This window comes from Micromonospora sp. CA-240977, from assembly GCF_050942285.1.
Taxonomy (GTDB): domain Bacteria; phylum Actinomycetota; class Actinomycetes; order Mycobacteriales; family Micromonosporaceae; genus Micromonospora.
In genome coordinates this window covers 4,063,626-4,084,684 of sequence record NZ_CP192055.1, presented here as the reverse complement: position 1 = coordinate 4,084,684, position 21,059 = coordinate 4,063,626, and the positions used below count along the sequence as shown (strand labels likewise).

Genomic DNA, 21,059 nt, shown 5'->3' with positions numbered 1-21,059 from the left:
CTGGAGTGCTGGAGTGCTGGAGTGCTGGAGTGCTGGAGTGCTGGAGTGCTGGAGCGCTGGGGTGCTGGGTGCTGGAGCGCGCAGGTCTGGAGGTCTGGAGGTGCGGAGGTGCGAGGCGAGGCGAGGGGCGCGGCGCGAAGGCGCGTGGCGCGAAGGCGCGTGGCGCGTGGCCCGTGGCGCGGGGTGCGTGGCGCGCGGGGGCGCGGGCGCGGGACGCGCGGGGCGTACAGGGTCGGCGGGTCGGCAGGGGCGGGCGGGCCGCAGGGGCTCCGCCCGCCCCGACGACCCCTCAGCAGTTGCGGAGTTCGGGTGACTGGTTGAGCAGTTGGCCACGGGTCGACACGAAGCGGCGGTACCGCTCCCCGTCCACCGCGGACGGGCGGAACGCGGCGACGCGGTGGCAGTTCTGGAAGGCCAGGCGTACGCCGAAGTGCCGTTCCAGGCCGGCGCGGATCGCGTCGCTCGCCAGCGCCCGGAGCAGTTGTCCCCGGTCGGCGTCGGTGGGCGGCGGGACGACGTTGTCGGCCAGGTCGGCGTCGCCGGCCTCCAGTTCGGCGACCACGCGGCTGACGGTGGCCCAGGCGTACGGGAGCGAGTCGCGGACGCAGGCGATGAAGGCCTCGTCGTCGACGGGGCCGCGTTCGGCGGCGTCGAGCAGGGTGGGCGGGACGGTGAGCGACATGGTTCTCCTCCGCTTCAGCCAATGATTACCGTTTTCAATAACGGCGTCGACTGAGCAGACCACGTCATCGGACGGACGTCAACGACCGGTGGGCGCGCCGCGCCGCGACCCGCGCGAGGGGATCGGGAATGACAGCAGGTCAGGGGCGGCGGGGATGGCCCTTGAGGTGCCGGCCCAGCTCGCGGGCGATCTCCCGGTTGGCGTCCCGCTCGGCAAGCGTCTGCCGCTTGTCGTAGGAGCGCTTGCCCTTGGCCAGGGCCAGCTCGACCTTGGCGTAGCCGTTCTCGAAGTACATCGACAGCGGGACCATGGTCACCCCGCCCTCGCGAACCTTGTCCAGGATCCGGTCGATCTCGGCCCGGTGCAGCAGCAACTTGCGGTTGCGGCGCGGGGCGTGGTTGGTCCACGTGCCGTAGGCGTACTCGGCGATGTGCAGGCCGTACAGCACGATCTCACCGTCACGCTCGTGCGCGAACGCGTCCACCAGCGAGGCCCGCCCCTCGCGCAGCGACTTCACCTCGGTGCCGACCAGCACGATGCCCGCCTCGTACGTGCGCAGCACCGTGTACTCGTGCCGGGCCTTCTTGTTCGAGGCGATCAACCGGCGTTCGGGCTGCTTGGACGGGCTCACCCCGCGACAATATCCGGCCGTCGCCTCAGCCGGTCGTCCGGCGTTCGGGGCGCAGCCGCCCGGTCAGTTCCCGTACCGCCTCGGCGAACTCCTCCTGCGACTCACACGGCCAGTGCCCCAGGATCGGTGGGGGAACGCTGTCGCTGGGCGCCGGCACCACATCCTCCGGGTCGACCAACCGGCGATCCACCATCGCCGCGGGCCCGGTCAGCGTCTCCGCCTCCCCGGGCCGGTCGGAGGCGAAGATCCAACCACCGATCGGGTCCGTGTCGCGCCACAGGTTGATCCACCGCCAGCCGACCCGTTCGCCGATCTCCCGCAGCGCCGGGTCACCGGCGTAGGCCGGGAACAGCCGCGAGTACAACCGATTCAGTGGCGACCCGTAGGTCAGCAGGGCGACCCGGTCGGTGATCCGGGTGGGCAGTTGCAGCACCGTGGCGGCGAGCAGCACCGAGCCGTGGCTGTGCCCGGCCAGCAGCACGCCCTGCCCCTCTTCCACCAGGTAGGAGATCCGCTTGGCCAACTCCGGCACGGCCCGCTCCGCGTAGCAGGGCGGCGCGAACGGGTGCGCCGCCCGGGGCCAGAACGTGCCCAGGTCCCAGAGCACACCCACGTACCGGCGGAACTGCGCGGTCCGGTACGCGAAGATGCCGCCCACCACCAGGCCGATCAGGATCGCGGCGATCGCGTAGCTACCCGACCCGATCAGGAAGTTGACCATGCTCTCGGGTATTCCGACGTAGCGCTGCGCCAGCTTGCCGGGCAGGAGCTGGAGCAGACCGAGCACGCTTGTGGACAGGCCGAGCGCCGCCAGCCCGGCATACACCACGGAGAGCGGTTCCAGCCGCTCGGTGAACCGGGCGCGGGCGATCGCCTGCTCGACCCGGCGCAGCCGGTCCGCCGCCGACGGGGGAGCGTGCGGGAAGTCGGCGGCCACGATCGTCCGGGCGGCCCGCCGCCGGCCGCGCCGGGTCAGCCTGGTCACCACGGCGGCCACCAGCAGAGCGGTCAGCACCGCCAGGAAAAACCCGAAGATCGCCCACTTGTACGCCAGGGGAGGGCTGGTCGCCAGGCCGTCCGCGGTCGTCCCCTCGCGATCGAGCAGGTCCGCCACCCGGTAGACCAGCTCGGCGGAGAACGCCACGGCGAGGCCGGCCGCGATCGTGACGAAGACCGGCGCTCCCAGCGCGCGCAGCGGCGCCCCGTGCTGCCCGCCGCCCCGCCGCCAGATCACCAGCGCGGCGAGGACGGTCACCAGCATCATCTGGCTGACGAACAGCCAGGCCACGATCGCCCCGTAGCCGGGCAGCGCGCCGCCCCGCGGCCACGGGGCCGGGCTGATGACGATGTGCACGATCACCAGCATCGTCACGCCGCAGGCGATCGTGCGCAGCCCGCGGAAGAGGGCGTCCACCCGGGGCGCCGGGCCGGGCCGGTCGATGCTCGGCACCACGGTGAGCAGGACCAGGCAGGCCAGCAGCACCGCCCCGGTGGCCGCCAGCAGGATCACCATCACCCACGAGCGGTGCTGGCTGGCCCGGGCGGCCAGCAGACTGCCGTCGAGGGTGGCGAACGCCGCCGCGACGTGGACCGAGCGCAGCCGACCCACAAGTGGCTCCCCGTCCCACTGGCCGACAGCGCTCAACTGGTGCTTCGAGGTCGGGGTCGACGGGGTCCGGAACGCGTCGAACGAGTGGCCGGGGCGCGCGCCCAGCCACCAGACCAGACCGATGGCGGCGACCGGCACCAGCGCCAGCACACCCAGGCGCAGCCCGGGCGGGCGTCCGCCGAGCCAGGACAGCCAGCTCCGCCCGGCCAGGCACGACGGGCTGTCCATGCAGCGCCAGGCGACCAGGTCCAACGCCACCCCGACGATGGAGAGCACGTACAGCATGGTGAGGGTGAGGGCGAGCACCCGGCTCAGCGCCATGAAGCCGAGCTTCGAGGCGGGGGCCGCCGGGCGCATCCAGAGCGCCACGTTGCACAGCATGAACGGCAACAGGAACACCAGCGAGAGCGTCCGCACGGCCGTGCCGGACGGCAGGTCGCTCCACCGGTACGCCTCCAGCGTCACCCCGTCCGTCCCGGTCGAGTCCGGGTAGCCGGGGCGCGGTCGGTAGAACCCGCCGCTGCGGTCCCCGGCGACCTGGTACACGTACGGCCGGTCCAGAATCTGGTCCGCTCCCGAGCCGGAGACGCCGTGCACCCGCAGCTCCACGATCCCGCCCGACGTGGTCGGTCCGGTCGGCGACACGTCCGCCATGGGCCCCCCGAGGTGTGCGCGGCAGCCGGGCGTGTCGTCGATGTCCGACCACCCACGCGGCTCCCCGGCTTACCCATCCCGAACCCGGTCAACCGTGCCGCAGTGCCCGGGGCGGTGATGCGGCCGACCCGCAACAGGTGATTTCATGGCGCCATGGCGAACCCGGTGATCCTGACCGTCGACGACGACCCCGTGGTGTCCCGTGCGGTGGCTCGGGACATCCGCCGCCGTTACGGCGACCGCTACCGGGTGCTGCGGGCCTCCTCCGGGCCCGAGGCGCTGGACGCGCTGCGGGAGGTGAAGCTGCGCGGCGAACAGGTGGCGCTGCTGCTGGCCGACCACCGGATGCCGGAGATGACCGGCGTGGAGTTCCTGGAAGCGGCAATGGACATCTTCCCGGCGGCTCGCCGGGTGTTGCTCACCGCGTACGCGGACACCGACGCCGCGATCGAGGCGATCAACGTCGTGGACCTGGACCACTACCTGCTCAAGCCCTGGCATCCGCCGGAGGAGAAGCTGTACCCGGTGGTCGACGGGCTGTTGGAGGCGTGGTCGGTCACCCCGGACGCGGCGAGCGCCGAGATCCGGGTCGTCGGGCACCGCTGGTCGGCGCCGTCGTTCAAGGTCCGTGACTTCCTGGCGCGCAACCTGGTGCCGTACCGGTGGATGTTGTCCGACGACCCGGAGGGCGCCCGCCTGCTCGACGCGGCCGGGGCCACCGAGGCGGACGTGCCGCTTGTGGTGACGGCCGACGGTAAGGCGTTGATCGCCCCGAGTGAGGCCGAGTTGGCCGCGCTGGCGGGGCTGACCGTGGTGCCCGCGTCGGACTTCTACGACCTGGTGGTGATCGGCGGCGGCCCGGCCGGCCTCGGTTCGGCGGTGTACGGCGCGTCGGAGGGGCTGCGCACCGTGCTCGTCGAGCGGCGGGCGACCGGTGGGCAGGCCGGGCAGAGCAGCCGGATCGAGAACTATCTGGGCTTCCCCGACGGCGTCTCGGGCGCCCAGTTGACCGATCGGGCCCGGCGGCAGGCGGTCAAGTTCGGGGCCGAGTTGCTCAGTGCCCGGGAGGTGGTCGGCCTCAGTGAGGCCGGGGGCGCCCGGCTGTTGCGCTTCGGCGACGGCTCCGAGATCGCGGCGCACACAGTGGTGCTTGCCACCGGGGTGTCGTACCGGGTGCTGGACGCTCCCGGGCTGGCTGACTTCACCGGTCGGGGGGTGTTCTACGGCGCCGCCGCGACCGAGGCGCCGAGCTGCGTCGAGCAGGAGGTCTACATCGTCGGCGGGGCCAACTCCGCCGGCCAGGCGGCGGTGCACTTCTCCCGGTACGCGTCGAGGGTGCACCTGCTGATCCGGGGCGCGGACCTGACCGCCTCGATGTCGCGTTACCTGATCGACCAGTTGGAACGGATCGACCGGATCACCGTGCACCCGCATACCGCGGTGGTGGGCGGGGCGGGTGAGGACCACCTGCAACGGCTCACCCTCTGCGACACCCGCACCGGGGAGGCCCGCTCGGTCGACACCTCCTGGTTGTTCATCTTCATCGGCGCGGAGCCCCGTACCGACTGGTTGGACGGGGTGCTGGTCCGGGACGGGCGCGGCTTCATCGTCACCGGCCCGGACCTGGTGGCCGGCGGGCGCCGGCCCGCCGGCTGGTCGCTGTCGCGCGACCCGTACCACCTGGAGACCAGCGTGCCGGGCGTGTTCGCGGCCGGAGACGTGCGGGCCGAGTCGGTCAAGCGGGTCGCCTCGGCCGTCGGTGAGGGCGCGATGGCGGTGTCGCTCGTGCACCGCTACCTGGAAGCCCAGTGAGCGCGAGGAGTGAGCCGGTTGTGCGAGCCCCGCAGTCGCGAACGAAAGGTGGCCCAGTGAGCGCGAGGAGTGAGCCGGTTGTGCGCCCCCCGCAGTCGCGAACGAAGGAGACCCCGTGACCACCGCGTCTGATCGGCTGACACCCGCGCAGTTGCGCACCCTGTTCCTGTTCGAGGCGCTCGACGACGGGCAGTTGGACTGGCTGGCCGAGCGTGGCCGCGTCGAGCAGCGTGCCGGCGGCACCCTCGTGTACGCCGAGGGTGAGCCGGCGACCTGCTTCTTCGTGCTGGTGCGCGGCGCGGTGGCGCTGAGCCGGCAGGTGCGGGGCGACGATGTCGAGGTCAGCCGGACCGACCAGCGCGGCGTGTACGGTGGGGCCGTCCAGGCGTACCTGGGTGACCAGGTCGACCAGGTCTACCGCAACAGTCTGCGGGCGGTGACCGACGCGGACTTCTTCGTGCTGCCGGCGGAGGACTTCGCGCACGCGCTGCGGTCCTGGTTCCCGATGCCCATGCATCTGCTGGAGGGGCTGTTCTTCGGCATGCGGGACTCGCAGACCATCGTCGGCGAACGGGAGCGGCTGTTGGCGCTCGGTTCGCTGTCGGCGGGGCTGACCCACGAGCTGAACAACCCGGCCGCGGCGGCGGTGCGCGCCACCTCGGTGTTGCGGGACCGGGTCGCCGGGATGCGGCACAAGCTTGCCATGATCGCCGATGGTCGGCTCGACGGCACCGCCCTGCACGGCCTCGTCGCGTTGCAGGAGGAGGCGGTGGCCCGGGTGGCCACCGCGCCGACGTTGACCCCGATGGCCACCGCCGACGCGGAGGACACCCTCACCGACTGGTTGGAGGAGCACGGGGTCGACGGCGCCTGGGACCTGGCGCCGATCCTGGTGGGCGGCGGTCTCGACGCGGCCTGGTTGGCGCAGGTGAAGGCCGCGGTCGGTGCCGCGGACCTGGAGGCGGCGGTGCGCTGGCTCACCTACACGGTGGACACCGAGCTGCTGATGCGCGAGATCGGGGACTCGGTCACCCGGATCTCCGGCCTGGTCGGCGCCGCCAAGCAGTACTCGCAGCTGGACCGCGCACCCCACCGGGTGGTGGACGTGCACGACCTGCTCGACGCCACGCTTGTGATGTTCAAGGGGAAGATCCCCGCCGAGGTCAAGCTGGTCCGCGAGTACGACCGCGGCATCCCGCCGGTCCCGGCGTACGCGGCCGAGCTGAACCAGGTGTGGACCAACCTGATCGACAACGCGTTGGGCGCCATGGGGGAGAAGGGGGTGCTGACCATCCACACCGGACGGGTGGGTGACCTGCTGGCGGTGGAGGTCACCGACACCGGCCCGGGTATCCCGCCCGAGGTGCGTCCGCGCATCTTCGAGCCGTTCTTCACCACCAAGCCGGTGGGCGCGGGCACCGGCCTGGGGCTGGACATCTCGTACCGGATCGTGGTGCACAAGCACCACGGCGACATCCGGGTGGAGACCGAGCCCGGACGGACCACGTTCCGGGTGCTGCTGCCGATCACGGAGGGCACACCGGAGGCGCCACACGACGCGCCGACTACCTAGAGACAACGGGCGGTCGCCGCCGAGCCCCGCGCCCCGCGCCCCGAGCCCCGCGCCCCGCGCCCCGCGCCCCGCGCGCCGCAAGATCGTGCTCGAACCAGGAAGTAGTGGCCTCGCCGGCTCGCGATGCCACTACAACAAGGATCGAGCACGATCTTGCTCGATCGAGTGGGTGACGCGCGCTCGGGGTCGCGTGCGAGCGGGGCGGGCTCAGACGTGGCGGGTGCAGACGTGGCGGGTGCAGACGCGGCGGGCTCAGACGCGGCGGGGTCACACGCCGCGCGGGGTGACGCGCGGGGTCAGGTTCTGCGGTCGGGGGTGAGGAAGTCGGCGAGGACCCGCGTGTGGGTGGAGAACGCCAACTCGACCGGGTCGGTGAGCACCAGCCACTCGGTCGCCTCCTCCGTCGCAGTGGACGGCGGCAGCTCCTCGGCGGCGCGCTCGGGCAGCACTCCGAAGACCATCATGGTGCCGCCCGCCGGGGCGCCGTGCACCGCGAACAGTCGGGCGTCCTCGGCCGCCGCGACCAGGCCGGTCTCCTCCCGTAGCTCACGCACGAGCGCGTCGGACCAGTCCTCGCCGTACTCGATGAACCCGCCGGGCAGCGCGAGCAGGCCACGGGCCGGCTCGATGTCCCGGCGGACCACCACCACGCCCAGGCCCTCGCTCGTGCGGACCGGCAGCACCGCGACCGCCACCGGCAGCGGGTTGCGCCAGACGGTCTCCCCGCAGACCGCGCAGACCCGCGGCCACCCGGCCGCCGCCGGGTAGGCCGCACCGCAGTAGGAGCAGTGCGCGTACGGCGTGCCGGTCATGCCGCAGCACGTTACTCCGATCGCCGCTCGGGCAGCCGTGCCGCGGTTGAGCCGCTGCGCTCAGGCCTCCGGGGCGCCGGTGTAGAAGGCGGTGGTGCGCGCGGCGGCGGCGTTCGCCTCGTCGGGGTCGGTGCCGGCGGCGATGCTCGCCGCACACCACAGTCGGCTGCTCAGCTCCATGGCCCGTCGGCCCTCGGCGGAGGCGGTCCACTCGGCGGCCTGCTCCGGGGTGACCCCGCTGCCGTCGCCGGCCAGGTGGGAGGCGAGACCGAGCAGCCCGAGATCCCAGCCGACGCCGACTGCGCCCGGCCCGAACTGGGCCCACCGGTCCTGGTCGACGTGCGCGATGTGGTCCAGGTCGAGGCGGGCCCGCTCGTCGTCGACCGGGGTGATCCGCACCTCGATCCAGCTCACCTCGCCGCCCATTTCCCAGGTGGCGGTGAAGCGGTGCGGCGGCTCGCAGCTCTCGATGACGCCGTGGGCGTTGCCCTGGAGTTCGTACTTGCCGTGCAGCCGCAGGTCGCCGGAGATCGGCAGGAACCAGCGGGGGATGCGCTCGGCGTTGGTGCAGGCGTCCCACAGATCCTCGGCCGTCGCCTGGTAGGTCTGGCTGATCGTGGTCACCCGGGCCTCGCCGGCCTCCAGGGTGCGGCTGCCGACCGTGCGCCGTACGGCGTTGATCTGCTCGGTGGCGTCGAACATCAGGTGTTCCTCTCGTCGGGTGGGTCGGCCAGCTCGCGGAGCCGACGGTCGCGTCGGCCCCGGGCCAGCTCGGTGGCGAGTGCCGCCAGGGGCGGGGTCCAGAACCGGCGGAAGTGCTCCAGCCAGCCGTCGACCTCCCGCAGTGGCCGTGGGTCGACCGCGTACAGCCGCCGGGCGCCCTCCGGCCGCACTGTGGCGAAACCGTTGTCCCGTAACACCTTGAGGTGCTGGGACACGGCGGGCTGGGAGATGCCGAACTCGTCGCGGATGACCGCGCTGACTGCGCCGGCGGTCTGCTCGCCGGTGGCGAGCAGCTCCAGGATGCGGCGCCGGACCGGATCGCCCAGCACGTCGAAGGCGTGCACGGGACCTTTATATCAGTACTGGCTTATTTAAGCCAAGCGTGATGACCCGATCAGCTTGTCCAGCCGGATCGGCAGGTCCCGGACCCGCACGCCGGTGGCATGGTGCACCGCGTTGGCGACCGCCGCCGCCGCGCCGACGATGCCGATCTCGCCGATGCCCTTCACCCCGGCCGGGTTCAGCTCGTCGTCCCGCTCGTCCAGCCAGTACGCCTCGATGGACTCAACGTCCGCGCAGCCGGTGATGTGATAGGTGGCCAGGTCGTGATTGACCCAGTCGCCGTACCGCTCGTCGAGCAGGCCCTCCTCGTGCAGCGCCATCGACAGCCCCATCGTCATGCCGCCGATGAGCTGGCTGCGGGCCGTCGTCGGGTTGACCACGCGACCGGCCGCGAACACCCCGAGCATCCGGTTCAGCCGCACCTCGCCGGTGTCCGCGTCCACCCGCACCTCGACGAACTGCGCCCCGTACGCGTACCGGGGCAGGGTCGGCTGCCCGGCCACCTCCTCGGCGGTGTCGACCTCGACGGTCATCTCGCCGGGGTTGTCGCGCAGCTTCTCGCGCACGCCCTGGCAGGCGCGGATGACCGCCCAGCTCCAGCTCGCGGTGCCCATCGAGCCGCCGGCCAACGGCGCGACCGGCAGCGCACTGTCCCCGATCCGGATCTCCACCCGCTCCGGCGGCGCCCCGAGGGCGTCGGCGGCCACCTGCCACATCGCCGTGCGGGCGCCGGTGCCGATGTCGGTGGCGTTGATCCGGACCAGGAAGCTCCCGTCCGGGCGGGCCGTGGCGGCGGCCGACGACGGCCGGGCCCGGGCCGGGTAGCTCGACCCGGCCACCCCCGTGCCGATCAGCCAGCGCCCGTCGCGCCGGGAGCGGGGCATCGGGTCCCGGTCGGTCCAGCCGAACCGCTGCGCGCCCTCGCGCAGGCAGGCCACCAGGTTGCGGCTGGTGAACGGTCGCCCCTGATCCGGGTCGACCGCCGTGTCGTTGCGGATGCGCAGCTCCACCGGGTCGATGCCGGTGGCGATGGCCAGCTCGTCCATCGCCGACTCCAGGGCGTACGCGCCGGGGCACTCGCCGGGGGCGCGCATCCAGAACGGCGTGGGCACGTCGAGGCGGGCCAGCCGATGCGTGGTGCGGCGGTGCGGTGCGGCGTACATGCTGCGGGTGTAGACGGCGGTCTGTTCGGCGAACTCCCGGATGGTCGAGGTCTGACTGATCGCGTCGTGGCAGATCGCGGTGAGTCGCCCGTCGGCGTCGGCGGCGAGGCGGACCCGTTGGATGGTGGGGGTGCGGTAGCCGACCGGCCCGAACAGCTGCTGCCGGGTCAGCGCCAGCTTGACCGGCCGGTCCACGTGCCGGGCGGCGAGGGCGGCCAGCACCACCGAGGACTTGGCGTACCCCTTGCTGCCGAAGCCGCCACCGACGTGCTCGGCGACCACCCGGATCGACTCCGGGGGCAGCTCGAACAGTTCGGCCAGGGTGGCCCGTACCGGTGACGCGCCCTGGGTGGAGTCGTGCACCAGCAGCCGCCCGTCGCGCCACTGCGCCGTCGTGGCGTGCGGCTCCATCGGGTTGTTGTGGTACGCCGGCGTGCGGTACGTGGCGTCCACCCGCACCGGTGCCGCCGCGTACCCGGCGTCGAAGTCACCCTCGGCGGTGTCGGTGGGATAGCTGGGGTTGACGTGGTCCGGCCGGTACAGGCCGGGGTGCTCGTCGGTGAGCACGGTGCTGTGCGGGCCGGCGTCGTAGTCGATCCGGACCAGCCGGGCGCCCTCGCGCGCCGCCTCCAGGCTGGTGGCCACCACGACGGCGACGTACTGCCCCCGGTAGTGCACCGCCGGCGACTGCAACAGCCACAGCTCCGGCTCGGGGCCGGGCGCGAGGCGGGGCGCGTTGCCGTGGTGCAGGACGGCCAGCACGCCCGGCGACGCGAGCGCCTCGGTGGTGTCGACCCGGGTGATCCGGCCCCGGACCACCGCCGACGGCACCGCCCAGCCGTAGGTGACCCCGTCCACCGGGTACTCCACCGCGTAGCGGGCCGTGCCGGTGACCTTTTCGCGACCCTCCAACCGGGGGTACGCGCGGCCGACGGCGTCGGTGGTCACGACGACGCCAGCTCGCTGAGCGCCCGCACGGTGATGGCCCGGGTCAGCGGCACCTTGAAGCCGTTGTGTCGCAACGGGCGGGCCTCGGCCAGCTCCGCGTCGGCGGCCCGCGCGGCCAGCTCGGGGCTGAACGGTCGACCCCGCAGCTCCTCCTCGGCCCGGTAGGCCCGCCATGGTCGGTGCGCCACCGCCCCGTACGCCAGCCGCACGTCGCGGACCACGTCGCCGTCGAGGTCCAGCACCGCCGCCACCGACCCGGCGGCGAAGGCGAACGAGGCCCGGTCGCGCACCTTGAGGTACGTCGAGCGGCGCGCGGCCGGCAGCGGTGGCAACCGGACGGCGGTGATCAGTGCGCCCCGGGCCAGGGTGGTCTCCCGCTCCGGGTGCGTGCCGGGGGAGCGGTACAGGGCGGCGATCGGGATGTCGCGGGGCCCGTCGGTCTCGTGCACCTGCACCACGGTGTCGAGTGCGGTCAGCGCAACGGCCAGGTCGGACGGGTGGGTGGCCACGCACTGTTCGGACCAGTCCAGCACCGCCAGGTCGCGGTTCTGGCCGTGCAGCGCGGCGCAACCGCTGCCCGGCGCACGCTTGTTGCACGCCTTGCCGGTGTCCTGGAAGTAGACGCAGCGGGTGCGCTGCAACAGGTTGCCGCCGGTGGTGGCCATGTTGCGCAGCTGCCCGGAGGCGGCGGCGAGCAGGGCGCGGGCCAGCACCGGGTAGTCGCGGCGGACCATCGGGTGGGCCGCGAGGTCACTGTTGCGGACGGTCGCGCCGATGCGCAGCCCGCCGTCGGGCAACTCCTCCACGGTGTCCAGCGGGAGCCCGGTCACGTCCACCAGCACGTCGGGGCGTTGCACCCCGAGTTTCATCAGGTCCACCAGGTTGGTGCCGCCGCCCAGGTAGGCCGCGTGCGGCTCCGCGCTGAGCACGGCGACCGCGTCGGCCACGTCGGCCGGCCGGTGGTAGCGGAACGCCCTCATCGCGTCGCTGCCGTCTCGCGGACGGCCGCCACGATGTGCGGGTACGCGGCGCAGCGGCACAGGTTGCCGGCCATCCGTTCGCGGATCTCCGCGTCGGTCAGCTCAACCGGCGCGGTCAGGTCGTCGGTGACGGCGCTCGGCCAACCCCGGGCGACCTCGTCGAGCATCCCGCGGGCGGAGCAGAGCTGCCCCGGCGTGCAGTAGCCGCACTGGAACGCGTCGTGCGCGATGAACGCGGCCTGCAACGGGGACAGCTCGTCCGGCCCGGCCAGCCCTTCGACGCTGACCACCGAGTGGCCGTCCACGGTGACCGCGAAGATCAGGCAGCTCTTCACCCGGCGACCGTCCAGCAGCACGGTGCAGGAGCCGCACTGGCCGTGGTCGCAACCCTTCTTCGCCCCGGTCAGGCCGAGGTGCTCGCGCAGCGCGTCGAGCAGGGTGGTGCGGTTGTCCAGCGTCACCGCCCGGGCCGAGCCGTTGACCTCGACCGTCACCCGGGACGAGTGCCGCTCGTCGGTCGTCGTCGCGTTCTCGGGTCCGCCCTGCACCGGCCCAGATTAGCTTTACCGGTACGAACAGGGGCGAATAACGCGGGAGGTGGTCCGGGTGCCGGATCTGCCGATGATCGCCGGGCTGCTGCTGGCCGCTGGCGCCGGACGACGCTACGGCCGGCCCAAGGCGCTGGTCGAGCTGGCCGGGGAGCCGCTGGCGCGACGTGGGGTCCGGTTGCTGCGCGCCGGCGGCTGCGCGCCGGTGCACGTGGTCGTGGGCGCTGGCGCGGACGAGTTGCCCGAGCTGCCCGGCGCGGTGCCGGTACGCCACGAGGGCTGGCGCGAGGGTCTGGGCTCGTCGCTGCGCCGGGGTCTCGCCTCGCTGCCGGACACGGTGCCGGCGGTCGTGGTGGTCCTCGTCGACCAGCCACTGCTCAGCCCGCTCGCGATCCGTCGGGTGCGGGCCGCGTACGCCGGGGGCGCCGTCGTCGCGGTCGCCACCTACGCCGGCCGGCCGGGGCACCCGGTGCTGCTGGGCCGCGCGACCTGGCCGCTGCTGGACAGCTACGCCGTCGGCGAGCGCGGTGCCCGAGACCTGCTGCGCGCCCGCCCGGACCTGGTGGTCGAGGTGCCCTGCGACGACGTCGGCTCGCCGGTCGACGTGGACACCTCGGCCGACCTGTCACGAGCTGTGGCGATCAGGGCGGTGCCGCCGCCGGGGTGATCAGCGGCGGCGACCGGCCGAACGTCGTCGCGGCCGGCGCCGCAGCCCCTCGCTGGTGACCGCATGGTAAACGATCATGACGATGATGCCGACCAGCCCGAGCAGTGGGTTGACGAACCAGCCGAGCAGGCCACTCAGCGCGTACAGGACCAGGCCGGTCACCGGCCGTAGTCGCTGCGCCCGGACGTGCTCGGGGCCGACCTCGCGGTCGAGCAGGGTGGGGTGGCGGTGCAGGTAGCCGAAGAACAGCAGCCAGGGTGCCGACATCAGCGCGGCCGACAGCGCGTACAGGGCGACGGCCGTCCGGCGGTCGTCGGTGTCGCCGTGGGTGAGCGCCGACGCCAGCACCGCTGTCGGAAACGGGATGATCACCGCTCCGAAGAGGATGCCGAGGTTGATCCAGCTCAGCGCGAGCGTGGTCGCGCGGACCAGCCTGAGCAGCGCCTGGTGGTTGAGCCAGATCACCCCGACGTAGACGAAGGACACCACGAAGGCCAGGTAGGACGCTCCCTCGTCGAGCAGCGCGCCCAGCAACTCACCCTCGTGGTACGCCGGCACCCGCAGTTCGAGCACCAGCAGGGTGATGACGATGGCGAACACGCCGTCGCTGAACGCGGTCAGCCGGTCCGTCCCGGATCTCTGTGGCCCGGCGTCGGACTGCTCGACCTCGTCAGGTGCTGCGGCCATTGGCGCAGGCTAACCGCTGCGCGCACCGTCGGCGGCGGTTTGTCCGGTGCGGGACCCGTTGGCGACCGGGTCCACCCAGCAAAGAATACTGTGTATTATACCGAGTATGCTGACTCAGGGTGATGGCTCGTGAGCATCCGGCACGCCATGCTGGCGCTGCTCACCGAGGCACCGAAATACGGTCTCCAGCTCCGGCAGGAGTTCGAGGCGCGCACCGGCGAGGTCTGGCCACTCAACGTCGGGCAGGTCTACACCACACTGCAACGTCTGGAGCGGGAGGGGCACGTCGAGTCCGACGACGCCGGCCGTGACGGCGCGCAGAAGCGCTACCGGCTCACCGCCGACGGCGAACGCGAGCTGCACGGTTGGCTGCGGACGCCGCCCCAGGCCGGGCCGCCACCGCGCGACGAGCTGGTGATGAAGGTGCAGGTGGCGTCGCGGCTGCCCGACGTGGACGTGCACGAGATCCTCCAGGCCCACCGGCGCCGGATCGTCGAGGAGATGCAGCGCTACACCCACCTCAAGGCCGACGCGGCGCCCGAGGACGTCGGCCTCGGCCTCGTCGTCGACGCCGAGCTGTTCCGGTTGGAAGCCGTCGTCCGCTGGCTGGACGCCGCCGACAGCCGGCTGCGCAGCCACCCGCCGACCCGCGGCGAGGCACGACGAACACCGGACACCCCGGCGACCGGTCCGGCCGCGGGGCACCGCGACGCTCGCGACCGCGCGGCGGAGGCCCGCCGATGAGCGCCGTGTTGAGTCTGCGACAGGTGTCCAAGGTGTACGGCAGCGGCCCGGCGGCCGTGCACGCGCTGCGCGGGGTCGACCTCGACGTGGACGCCGGTGAACTGGTCGCGGTCATGGGTCCGAGCGGCTCCGGCAAGAGCACGCTGCTGACCATCGCCGGCAGCCTGGAGGAGCCCACCGCCGGTCAGGTGACGGTGTGCGGGTCCGACCTGACCACTCTCTCCGCCGACGCGACCGCCCGCCTGCGCCGCCGGTCACTGGGCTTCGTCTTCCAGGACCTGAACCTTCTCGCCGGCCTCTCCGCAGTGGAGAACGTGGCCCTGCCCCTCGAACTCGACGGCACTCCGGCCCGCGTGGCCCGCGCCGCCGCCCTGGTGGTGCTCGCCGAGCTGGGGCTGACCGACCGCGCCGGTCATTTCCCGGACGACCTGTCCGGCGGTGAACGGCAACGGGTCGCCATCGCCCGGGCGGTGGTGGGCCAGCGGCGACTGCTCCTCGCCGACGAACCCACCGGAGCGCTCGACGCGACGAACGGTGAGGCCGTCATGCGGATGCTCCGCTCGGCCTGCAAGCGCGGCATCGCCGGAGTGATGGTCACCCACGACGCCCAGCTCGCGTCCTGGGCCGACCGGGTGATCTTCATCCGCGACGGCCGGGTGGTCGACCAGACCGCGCCGTCGTCCGGACCGGACGCCCTGCTCACCCCGGACCTGGCCCCGTGAGCACCGCACCGGCCCCGGCGAGGCGCGGGAAGGCGACCCCGCCGGCCGGCGGTGGTCTCCCGGCCCGCCGCGCCATGATCCGTTGGGCGCTACGGCTGTTCGGCCGTGAGTGGCGTCAGCAACTGCTGGCCATCACCCTGCTCAGCGTGGCGGTCACCGGCGCCACGTTCGGCGTCGCCGCGACCTGGAACCTGGCCGCGTCGAGCGACGCCACGTTCGGCCGCGCCGACCAGCTCATCCGGCTACCCGGCGACGACCCGGCCGTGCTGGACGCCCGGGTGGCCGCCGCCCGGGCGTGGTTCGGCGCGATCGACGTGATCGGGCACCGGCACGTGCCGGTGCCCGGGCGCTTCGACCCGGTCGACGTCCGGGCCCAGGACCCCGCCGGGGCATACGGTCCGCCGATGCTCGCCCTGCGCGAGGGCCGCTACCCGGCCGGACCCGGCGAGGTGGCGGTGACCGACGGGGTGGCGCAGGTCCTGCGCACCCGGCTCGGCGCCCGGGCCCACCTCGGGGACAGCGACCGCCTGGTCGTCGGGGTGGTGGAGAACCCGGCGGACCTGCACGACGAGTTCGCCCTCACCGATCCCGTGCACGCCGACCGGCCGGAGTCGGTGACCGTCCTGGTCGGCGGCAACCGCGGCACCATGGAGGCGTTCCGGCAGACCATCGACGGTCCCCTGGTACGCGAGTCGCGGCCGGTGGACGAGCGCACCGCCCTGACCGTCGCCGTGCTGGCGCTGGCCACCGTCGGGCTCCTGCTGGTGTCGCTGGTCGCCGCTGCCGGGTTCGTGGTGCTGGCACACCGTCGACTGCGTCAGCTCGGCATGCTGGCGGCGATGGGCGCCACCCGTCGCCACCTGCGACTGGTGCTGCTGGCCAACGGCGCGGCGGTCGGCGCGGTCGCCGCGGTCGTCGGCACGGTCGTCGGCGTCGCCGCCTGGCTGGTCACCGCCGGCTTCGTGGAGACGGCCGCCGGGCACCGCATCGACCGGTTCGACCTGCCCTGGCCGCTGCTCGGCGCGGGCGTGCTGCTGGCCGTGATGACCGCGACCGCCGCGGCGTGGTGGCCGGCCCGGGCGGTCACCCGTACCCCGATCATGAGCGCGCTGTCGGCCCGGCCGCCGACACCGCCGCGGGCCCGGCGGACCGCCGTGGCCGCGGTCGTGCTGCTCGCGGCGGGCCTGACCGCGCTTGTGCTCTCCGACGGGTCGAACCCGCCGTTGATCGCCGTCGGCAGTGTCGGCACCGCGCTCGGGGTGCTACTGCTCGGCCCGCTGGCCATCGCACTGCTGGCGGCGGCCCGGGGCGGTCTGCCGGTGGCCGTCCGGCTCGCCCTCACCGACCTGGCCCGTTATCGGGCCCGCGCCGGCGCGGCACTCGCCGCGATCAGTCTCGCGGTGGGCATCTCGGCGGCGGCGGTGGTCGGGTCGGCTGCCGCCGATCACCACAGCCGCCAGGAAGCCGGGCTGGGCAACCTCGCGGACAGCCAGTTACTGATCCGGATCGGGCAACCGGAGCCGGTGATTCCGGACCGCACGGCGGCCGAACTCGCCACCCTGCAGGCCCGGGCCGACACCATCGCGTCCACGGTGGGCGCGTCCACCGTCATCCCGCTGGACATGGCGGTGGTGGCCTCGTACACCGAACCGGGTGGTAAGGGGGGATCGACCGGTCACCCGGCCGTCGAGATCGGGCCACCGAGGGCGCCCGGCGAGTCGACGACCTCGCATCCGCTCTACGTGGTCAACGACGGGCTGCTCCGGCTCAACGGCGCGGCGGGCTCGGTGGTCGATCCCGGCACCGACGTGCTCACCACCCGCACCGGCGTGCTGGAGCTGATGAACATCCCGGAGCGCGACGTCCGGCCGACAGTGCGCAGCCTGCCCCGGTCCGGTTACACCGGGCTGCCCGACGCACTGATCACCCCGGCCGCGCTGAGCCGGCACGGCTGGCAGCCGGCACGGGTCGGCTGGTTCGTCGCGGCCGACCACGCTCTCACCACGGCGGAGCTCTCCACAGTGCAGGATCTGGCCGCCACCGCCGGGCTCACCGTCGAATCGCGCCGGGAGCAGCGGTCGTTGACCGGGCTGCGTACCGGCGCGACCATCGCCGGCGCGCTGCTCGCGCTGGGCGTGCTGGCGACCACCGTCGGGCTGATCCGGGGTGAGGGAGCGGCGGATCTGCGCACGCTGATCGCCACCGGTGCGCGGCGACGGGTACGCCGGACCCTCACCGCCACCACCGCCGGAGCGCTCGCCCTGCTCGGCGCCGTGCTGGGTGTGGGCGGCGCCTACCTCGCGCTGGCCGGTGCGCTGCACCGCGACCTCGACCCGCTCGGCACGGTGCCCGTCGTGCACCTCGCGGCGATCCTCGGCGGGCTGCCGGTGCTCGCGGCGGGCGGCGGTTGGCTGCTCGCCGGCCGGCTGCCACCGAACTTCTCCCGCCGCCTGCTCGACTGAACCCGGGACGCCCCGGGTGCCGCCCGACCGCACGGCACCCGGGGCGTCCCGCCCCCCGCTCAGGCCACCGGCGCGGCCGTCCCGGTCGTGCGGGCCAGCCGCTGGTGGGCGCGGATCAGCTCGGCGTAGCGCAGGCCGCTCGCCTTCATCGTCCGCCGCTGGGTGGCGTAGTCGACGTGCACCAACCCGAAGCGCTTGTCGTAGCCGTACGCCCACTCGAAGTTGTCGAGCAGCGACCAGACGAAGTAGCCGTCCAGGGGCACCCCCCGGGCCACCGCCGACGCGCACGCCGCCAGGTGCTGCTCCAGGTGGTCGGTGCGCTCCTTGTCCTCCACAGTGCCGTCCGCGGTGACCTCGTCCGGCCAGGCCGAGCCGCTCTCGGTGACGATGATCCGGCCCGGCCGGTACTCCTCGTGCACGTCGACGAGCAGCCGCTCCAGGCCCGCCGGGTACATCTCCCAACCCATCGCGGTCTCCACCGAGCCGGGCACCGGCACCTGCCGGGCGTACGGCGCCGCGCCGGTCGGGTCGTCGACCACCAGTTGCCGGAAGTAGTAGTTCACCCCGAGGAAGTCGGTGGGCGTGGCGATCACCGCGAGGTCGTTGTCGCGTACCGGTGGCTCGACCCCGTAGGTGGCGATCATGTCGGCCGGGTAGCCACGCCCGTGGATCGGGTCCAGCCACCACCTGTTGACGTGCCCGTCCGCCCGGCGGGCAGCCGCCACGTCCTCGGGCCGGTCGGTGGCCGCCTCGATCGGGCTGAGGTTGAGCACCAGGCCCACCGACGCCGGCCGGGCGGCGTTGGCGCGGATCGCCTGGGTGGCCAGCCCGTGCCCGAGCAGCACGTGGTGCGAGGCGTGCACCGCGCGGGTCAGGTCCCGCTCGCCGGGGGCCATCTTCCCCTCGAGGTGCCCGATCCAGCACACGCAGAGCGGCTCGTTGACAGTGTTCCAGTCGGCGACCCGGTCACCGAGGCGACCGGCGACCACCGCCGCGTAGTCGGCGAACGCCTCGGCGGTGGCGCGTTCCGGCCAACCGCCCCGGTCCTGGAGAACCTGCGGCAGATCCCAGTGGTAGAGCGTGACGAACGGCCGGATCCCGTCGGCGAGCAGCCTGTCGACGAGCCGGTCGTAGAAGTCCAGCCCGGCGGGGTTGACCCGACCGACGCCGTCGGGCATCACCCGGGGCCAGGCCACCGAGAAACGGTACGCGTCCACGCCGAGCCGGCGCAGCAGCGCCAGGTCCTCCGGCCACCGGTGGTAGTGGTCGCAGGCCACCGCGCCGGTGTCGCCGTTGTCGACGTTGCCGGGGATCGCCGAGAAGGTGTCCCAGATGGACGGCGCCCGGCCGTCGACGTCGACGGCCCCCTCGATCTGGTACGCCGCCGTGGCGACACCCCAGAGAAAGTCGGGTGGCAGCTTGGACAGGTCGGGCACGGGACGGGTCTCCTCTGGGATTGACTGACTCACTTGACCGCGCCGGCGGTGAGACCGGCCACGAAGTAGCGCTGCAGGGCCAGGAACCCGACGACGACCGGGACGCTGACCACCAGCGAGGCGGCCATGATCTGGTTCCAGTAGACGTTGAACTGGGTGGAGTAGCCCTGGAGGCCGACGGCCAGGGTGCGGCTGCCCTCGTCGGTCATCACCGACGCGAAGAGCACCTCGCCCCAGGCGGTCATGAACGCGTACACGGTGACCGCCACGACGCCGGGCACGGCGGCCGGCAGGATGACCTGGAACAGGGTGCGCAGCGGCCCGGCCCCGTCGACCTGCGCCGCCTCGTCCAGCCCGCGGGGGATCGAGTCGAAGTAGCCGACGAGCATCCAGATCGAGAACGGCAGCGAGAAGGTCAGGTACGTGATCACCAGGCCGGTCCGGCTGGCGTACAGCTCGATGCCTGTGGCGTTGCCCAGGTTGACGTAGATGAGGAACAGCGGCAGCAGGAACAGGATGCCGGGGAACATCTGGGTGGACAGCACCGTCACCGAGAACACGCCCCGGCCCCGGAACCGGTACCGGCTCACCGCGAACGCCGCGAAGATGGCCACCGCCACCGAGCAGATCGCCGCGATGCTCGACACCACAAGGCTGTTCACCAGGTACCGGGCCAGGGGCACGGTGCTCCACATGTCCACGAACGGTTGCAGCGTGGGCCGGCTGGGCCACCAGGTGAAGCCGTTCTGCACGTCCTGCAACGGCTTCGCCGCGGAGGTGACCATCACGTAGAGCGGGATGACGACGAAGAGGGTGAGCAGGGTCAGCACGATGCGCCGGCCCCAGCGCTCACCGGCGGTCTCACGCATGGTCGTCCCTCCGACGGTTGGTGATCAGCAGGTACGCGGCCGAGACGATCATCAGGAACAGCAGCAGCGCCACCGACATGGCCGAGCCGGAGCCGAAGTCCCAGGTCTTGAAGGAACTGCGGTAGATGTGGATGGAGATGAGGTCGGCCTGCGCGGGGGCGGAGCCGCCGAAGAGCACGAACGGGGTGTTGAAGTCGTTGAAGGTCCACAGGAACAGCACAAGCAGCAGCACCAGGTTCACCGGCCGCAGCATCGGCAGGGTGACCGAGCGCAGCCGACGCCAGAACCCGGCGCCGTCGATCGCGGCGGCCTCGTACAGTTCGCCGGGCACGTTCTGCAGACCCGCCATCAGGCAGAGGAACGCGAACGGCCAGTTGCGCCAGACCGACACCACAAGCAGCGACCAGAAGCTGTTGTCGCCGATCAACCAGAACGGCCGCTCGCCGAGCACCCCGAGCTGGTCGACGAGGACGTGGTTGACCAGGCCGGTGTCGCGTTGCAGCAGGAAGCTCCAGGTGATCACCGCGGCGTAGACGGGCAGGGCGTACGGGGTGAGGAAGAGCGCCCGCAGGATTGCCCGGCCCCGGAACGGTCGTTGCAGGACGACCGCCGCCGCGATGCCGAGCAGCCAGGCGAACCCGACCGAGAGCAGGCTGTAGGCCAGGGTGATCCAGAACGAGTGCAGCAGTTCCTTGCCGGCGGCGCTGTTCAGGTCGAGCGTCGCCCGGTAGTTCTCGAACCCGACGAAGGGCGCGGTGGACCAGTCACGGATGTGGAACTGGGTCAGCTCCAGCAGGCTCATCCAGACCCCGACGACCATCGGGATCACGTGGATGGCGAGTTCCAGCACGATGGCCGGGGCGAGCAGCAGATACGGCAGGAGTGAGCGGCGGGGGCCGCGGGGCCGGCGGGCCGGCCCCCGGGCCGGTGACCCGGCCCGGGGTTCGCGCCGGTCGGCGTCCGGCGCGGTGGTGCTGGTTGCCATCGGGGTCCTC

At 72.9% G+C, this 21,059-nt stretch carries 19 protein-coding genes; 6 read left to right on the top strand and 13 right to left on the bottom strand.

Annotation, left to right across the window (positions count from 1 at the left end):
* Positions 1–289: 289 nt before the first annotated feature.
* The 3 genes from ACQPWW_RS18935 to ACQPWW_RS18925 form a co-directional block, all read right to left on the bottom strand.
* Positions 290–682 (bottom strand): SCO5389 family protein, encoded by a 393-nt coding sequence (locus ACQPWW_RS18935; protein WP_433124318.1) that lies wholly within the window; start codon positions 680–682, stop codon positions 290–292.
* A 139-nt stretch (positions 683–821) separates the two neighbouring features.
* The gene (gene smpB / locus ACQPWW_RS18930; RefSeq protein WP_112590079.1) at positions 822–1,313 is read right to left on the bottom strand and encodes an SsrA-binding protein SmpB; all 492 of its coding nucleotides are present in this window, start codon (positions 1,311–1,313) and stop codon (positions 822–824) included.
* Positions 1,314–1,338: 25 nt separating this feature from the next.
* Positions 1,339–3,576, bottom strand: coding sequence for a hypothetical protein (locus tag ACQPWW_RS18925; RefSeq protein ID WP_433124317.1), 2,238 nt, complete (start codon positions 3,574–3,576; stop codon positions 1,339–1,341).
* A gap of 153 nt (positions 3,577–3,729) precedes the next feature.
* Here ACQPWW_RS18925 and ACQPWW_RS18920 point away from each other — a divergent pair, with 153 nt between their 5' ends.
* Positions 3,730–5,388, top strand: a complete 1,659-nt coding sequence (locus ACQPWW_RS18920) for an FAD-dependent oxidoreductase (RefSeq protein WP_433124315.1) — start codon at positions 3,730–3,732, stop codon at positions 5,386–5,388.
* Between the two features lie 115 nt (positions 5,389–5,503).
* On the top strand, positions 5,504–6,961 hold the full coding sequence (locus ACQPWW_RS18915; protein ID WP_433124314.1) for an ATP-binding protein: 1,458 nt from the start codon (positions 5,504–5,506) through the stop codon (positions 6,959–6,961).
* A gap of 296 nt (positions 6,962–7,257) precedes the next feature.
* Here the strand turns inward: ACQPWW_RS18915 and ACQPWW_RS18910 are convergent, their stop codons facing one another.
* From ACQPWW_RS18910 to ACQPWW_RS18885, 6 genes are read right to left on the bottom strand one after another with little or no spacing between them, the layout of a single operon-like run.
* Positions 7,258–7,773, bottom strand: a complete 516-nt coding sequence (locus tag ACQPWW_RS18910; RefSeq protein WP_433124313.1) for an NUDIX domain-containing protein — start codon at positions 7,771–7,773, stop codon at positions 7,258–7,260.
* A 60-nt stretch (positions 7,774–7,833) separates the two neighbouring features.
* Positions 7,834–8,475 carry an SRPBCC family protein gene (locus ACQPWW_RS18905; protein ID WP_433124311.1) on the bottom strand — a complete coding sequence of 214 codons (642 nt, stop codon included), beginning with the start codon at positions 8,473–8,475 and terminating at the stop codon, positions 7,834–7,836.
* Entirely contained in the window at positions 8,475–8,840 is a 366-nt protein-coding gene (locus tag ACQPWW_RS18900; protein ID WP_433124310.1) for an ArsR/SmtB family transcription factor, read from the bottom strand. The genes ACQPWW_RS18905 and ACQPWW_RS18900 overlap by 1 nt, the downstream gene beginning before the upstream one ends.
* Before the next feature lie 27 nt (positions 8,841–8,867).
* Positions 8,868–10,949: a xanthine dehydrogenase family protein molybdopterin-binding subunit gene (locus ACQPWW_RS18895; RefSeq protein WP_433124308.1), complete on the bottom strand. Its 2,082-nt coding sequence runs from the start codon at positions 10,947–10,949 to the stop codon at positions 8,868–8,870.
* Complete coding sequence (locus ACQPWW_RS18890) at positions 10,946–11,929, bottom strand: FAD binding domain-containing protein (RefSeq protein WP_433124306.1); 984 nt, start codon at positions 11,927–11,929, stop codon at positions 10,946–10,948. Before ACQPWW_RS18890 ends, ACQPWW_RS18895 begins: the two co-directional genes overlap by 4 nt.
* Positions 11,926–12,423, bottom strand: a complete 498-nt coding sequence (locus ACQPWW_RS18885; RefSeq protein ID WP_433134423.1) for a 2Fe-2S iron-sulfur cluster-binding protein — start codon at positions 12,421–12,423, stop codon at positions 11,926–11,928. The genes ACQPWW_RS18890 and ACQPWW_RS18885 overlap by 4 nt, the downstream gene beginning before the upstream one ends.
* Positions 12,424–12,535: 112 nt before the next feature.
* On the opposite strand from ACQPWW_RS18885, the gene ACQPWW_RS18880 reads away from it, so the two are divergent.
* Positions 12,536–13,144, top strand: coding sequence for a nucleotidyltransferase family protein (locus ACQPWW_RS18880; protein WP_433124305.1), 609 nt, complete (start codon positions 12,536–12,538; stop codon positions 13,142–13,144).
* On the opposite strand, the gene ACQPWW_RS18875 is transcribed toward ACQPWW_RS18880, so the two are convergent.
* Complete coding sequence (locus ACQPWW_RS18875; protein ID WP_433124304.1) at positions 13,145–13,831, bottom strand: TMEM175 family protein; 687 nt, start codon at positions 13,829–13,831, stop codon at positions 13,145–13,147.
* Between the two features lie 129 nt (positions 13,832–13,960).
* Between ACQPWW_RS18875 and ACQPWW_RS18870 the strand changes: the two genes are divergently transcribed.
* The 3 genes from ACQPWW_RS18870 to ACQPWW_RS18860 are packed head-to-tail and all read left to right on the top strand — an operon-like array spanning position 13,961 to position 17,759.
* A complete protein-coding gene (locus ACQPWW_RS18870; protein ID WP_433124302.1) occupies positions 13,961–14,575 on the top strand; it encodes a PadR family transcriptional regulator in 615 nt (204 codons plus the stop codon).
* On the top strand, positions 14,572–15,297 hold the full coding sequence (locus tag ACQPWW_RS18865) for an ABC transporter ATP-binding protein (RefSeq protein WP_433124301.1): 726 nt from the start codon (positions 14,572–14,574) through the stop codon (positions 15,295–15,297). The genes ACQPWW_RS18870 and ACQPWW_RS18865 overlap by 4 nt, the downstream gene beginning before the upstream one ends.
* On the top strand, positions 15,294–17,759 hold the full coding sequence (locus tag ACQPWW_RS18860) for an FtsX-like permease family protein (RefSeq protein ID WP_433124300.1): 2,466 nt from the start codon (positions 15,294–15,296) through the stop codon (positions 17,757–17,759). The genes ACQPWW_RS18865 and ACQPWW_RS18860 overlap by 4 nt, the downstream gene beginning before the upstream one ends.
* A 59-nt stretch (positions 17,760–17,818) precedes the next feature.
* Here ACQPWW_RS18860 and ACQPWW_RS18855 read toward each other — a convergent pair whose 3' ends face one another.
* Genes ACQPWW_RS18855 through ACQPWW_RS18845 form a run of 3 tightly spaced genes read right to left on the bottom strand, consistent with a single transcriptional unit; the run spans position 17,819 to position 21,049 of the window.
* On the bottom strand, positions 17,819–19,195 hold the full coding sequence (locus ACQPWW_RS18855) for a GH1 family beta-glucosidase (protein ID WP_433124299.1): 1,377 nt from the start codon (positions 19,193–19,195) through the stop codon (positions 17,819–17,821).
* A 29-nt stretch (positions 19,196–19,224) separates the two neighbouring features.
* Positions 19,225–20,064, bottom strand: a complete 840-nt coding sequence (locus tag ACQPWW_RS18850) for a carbohydrate ABC transporter permease (RefSeq protein WP_433124298.1) — start codon at positions 20,062–20,064, stop codon at positions 19,225–19,227.
* Positions 20,057–21,049 (bottom strand): carbohydrate ABC transporter permease, encoded by a 993-nt coding sequence (locus ACQPWW_RS18845; protein WP_433124297.1) that lies wholly within the window; start codon positions 21,047–21,049, stop codon positions 20,057–20,059. The genes ACQPWW_RS18850 and ACQPWW_RS18845 overlap by 8 nt, the downstream gene beginning before the upstream one ends.
* Positions 21,050–21,059 lie beyond the last annotated feature (10 nt).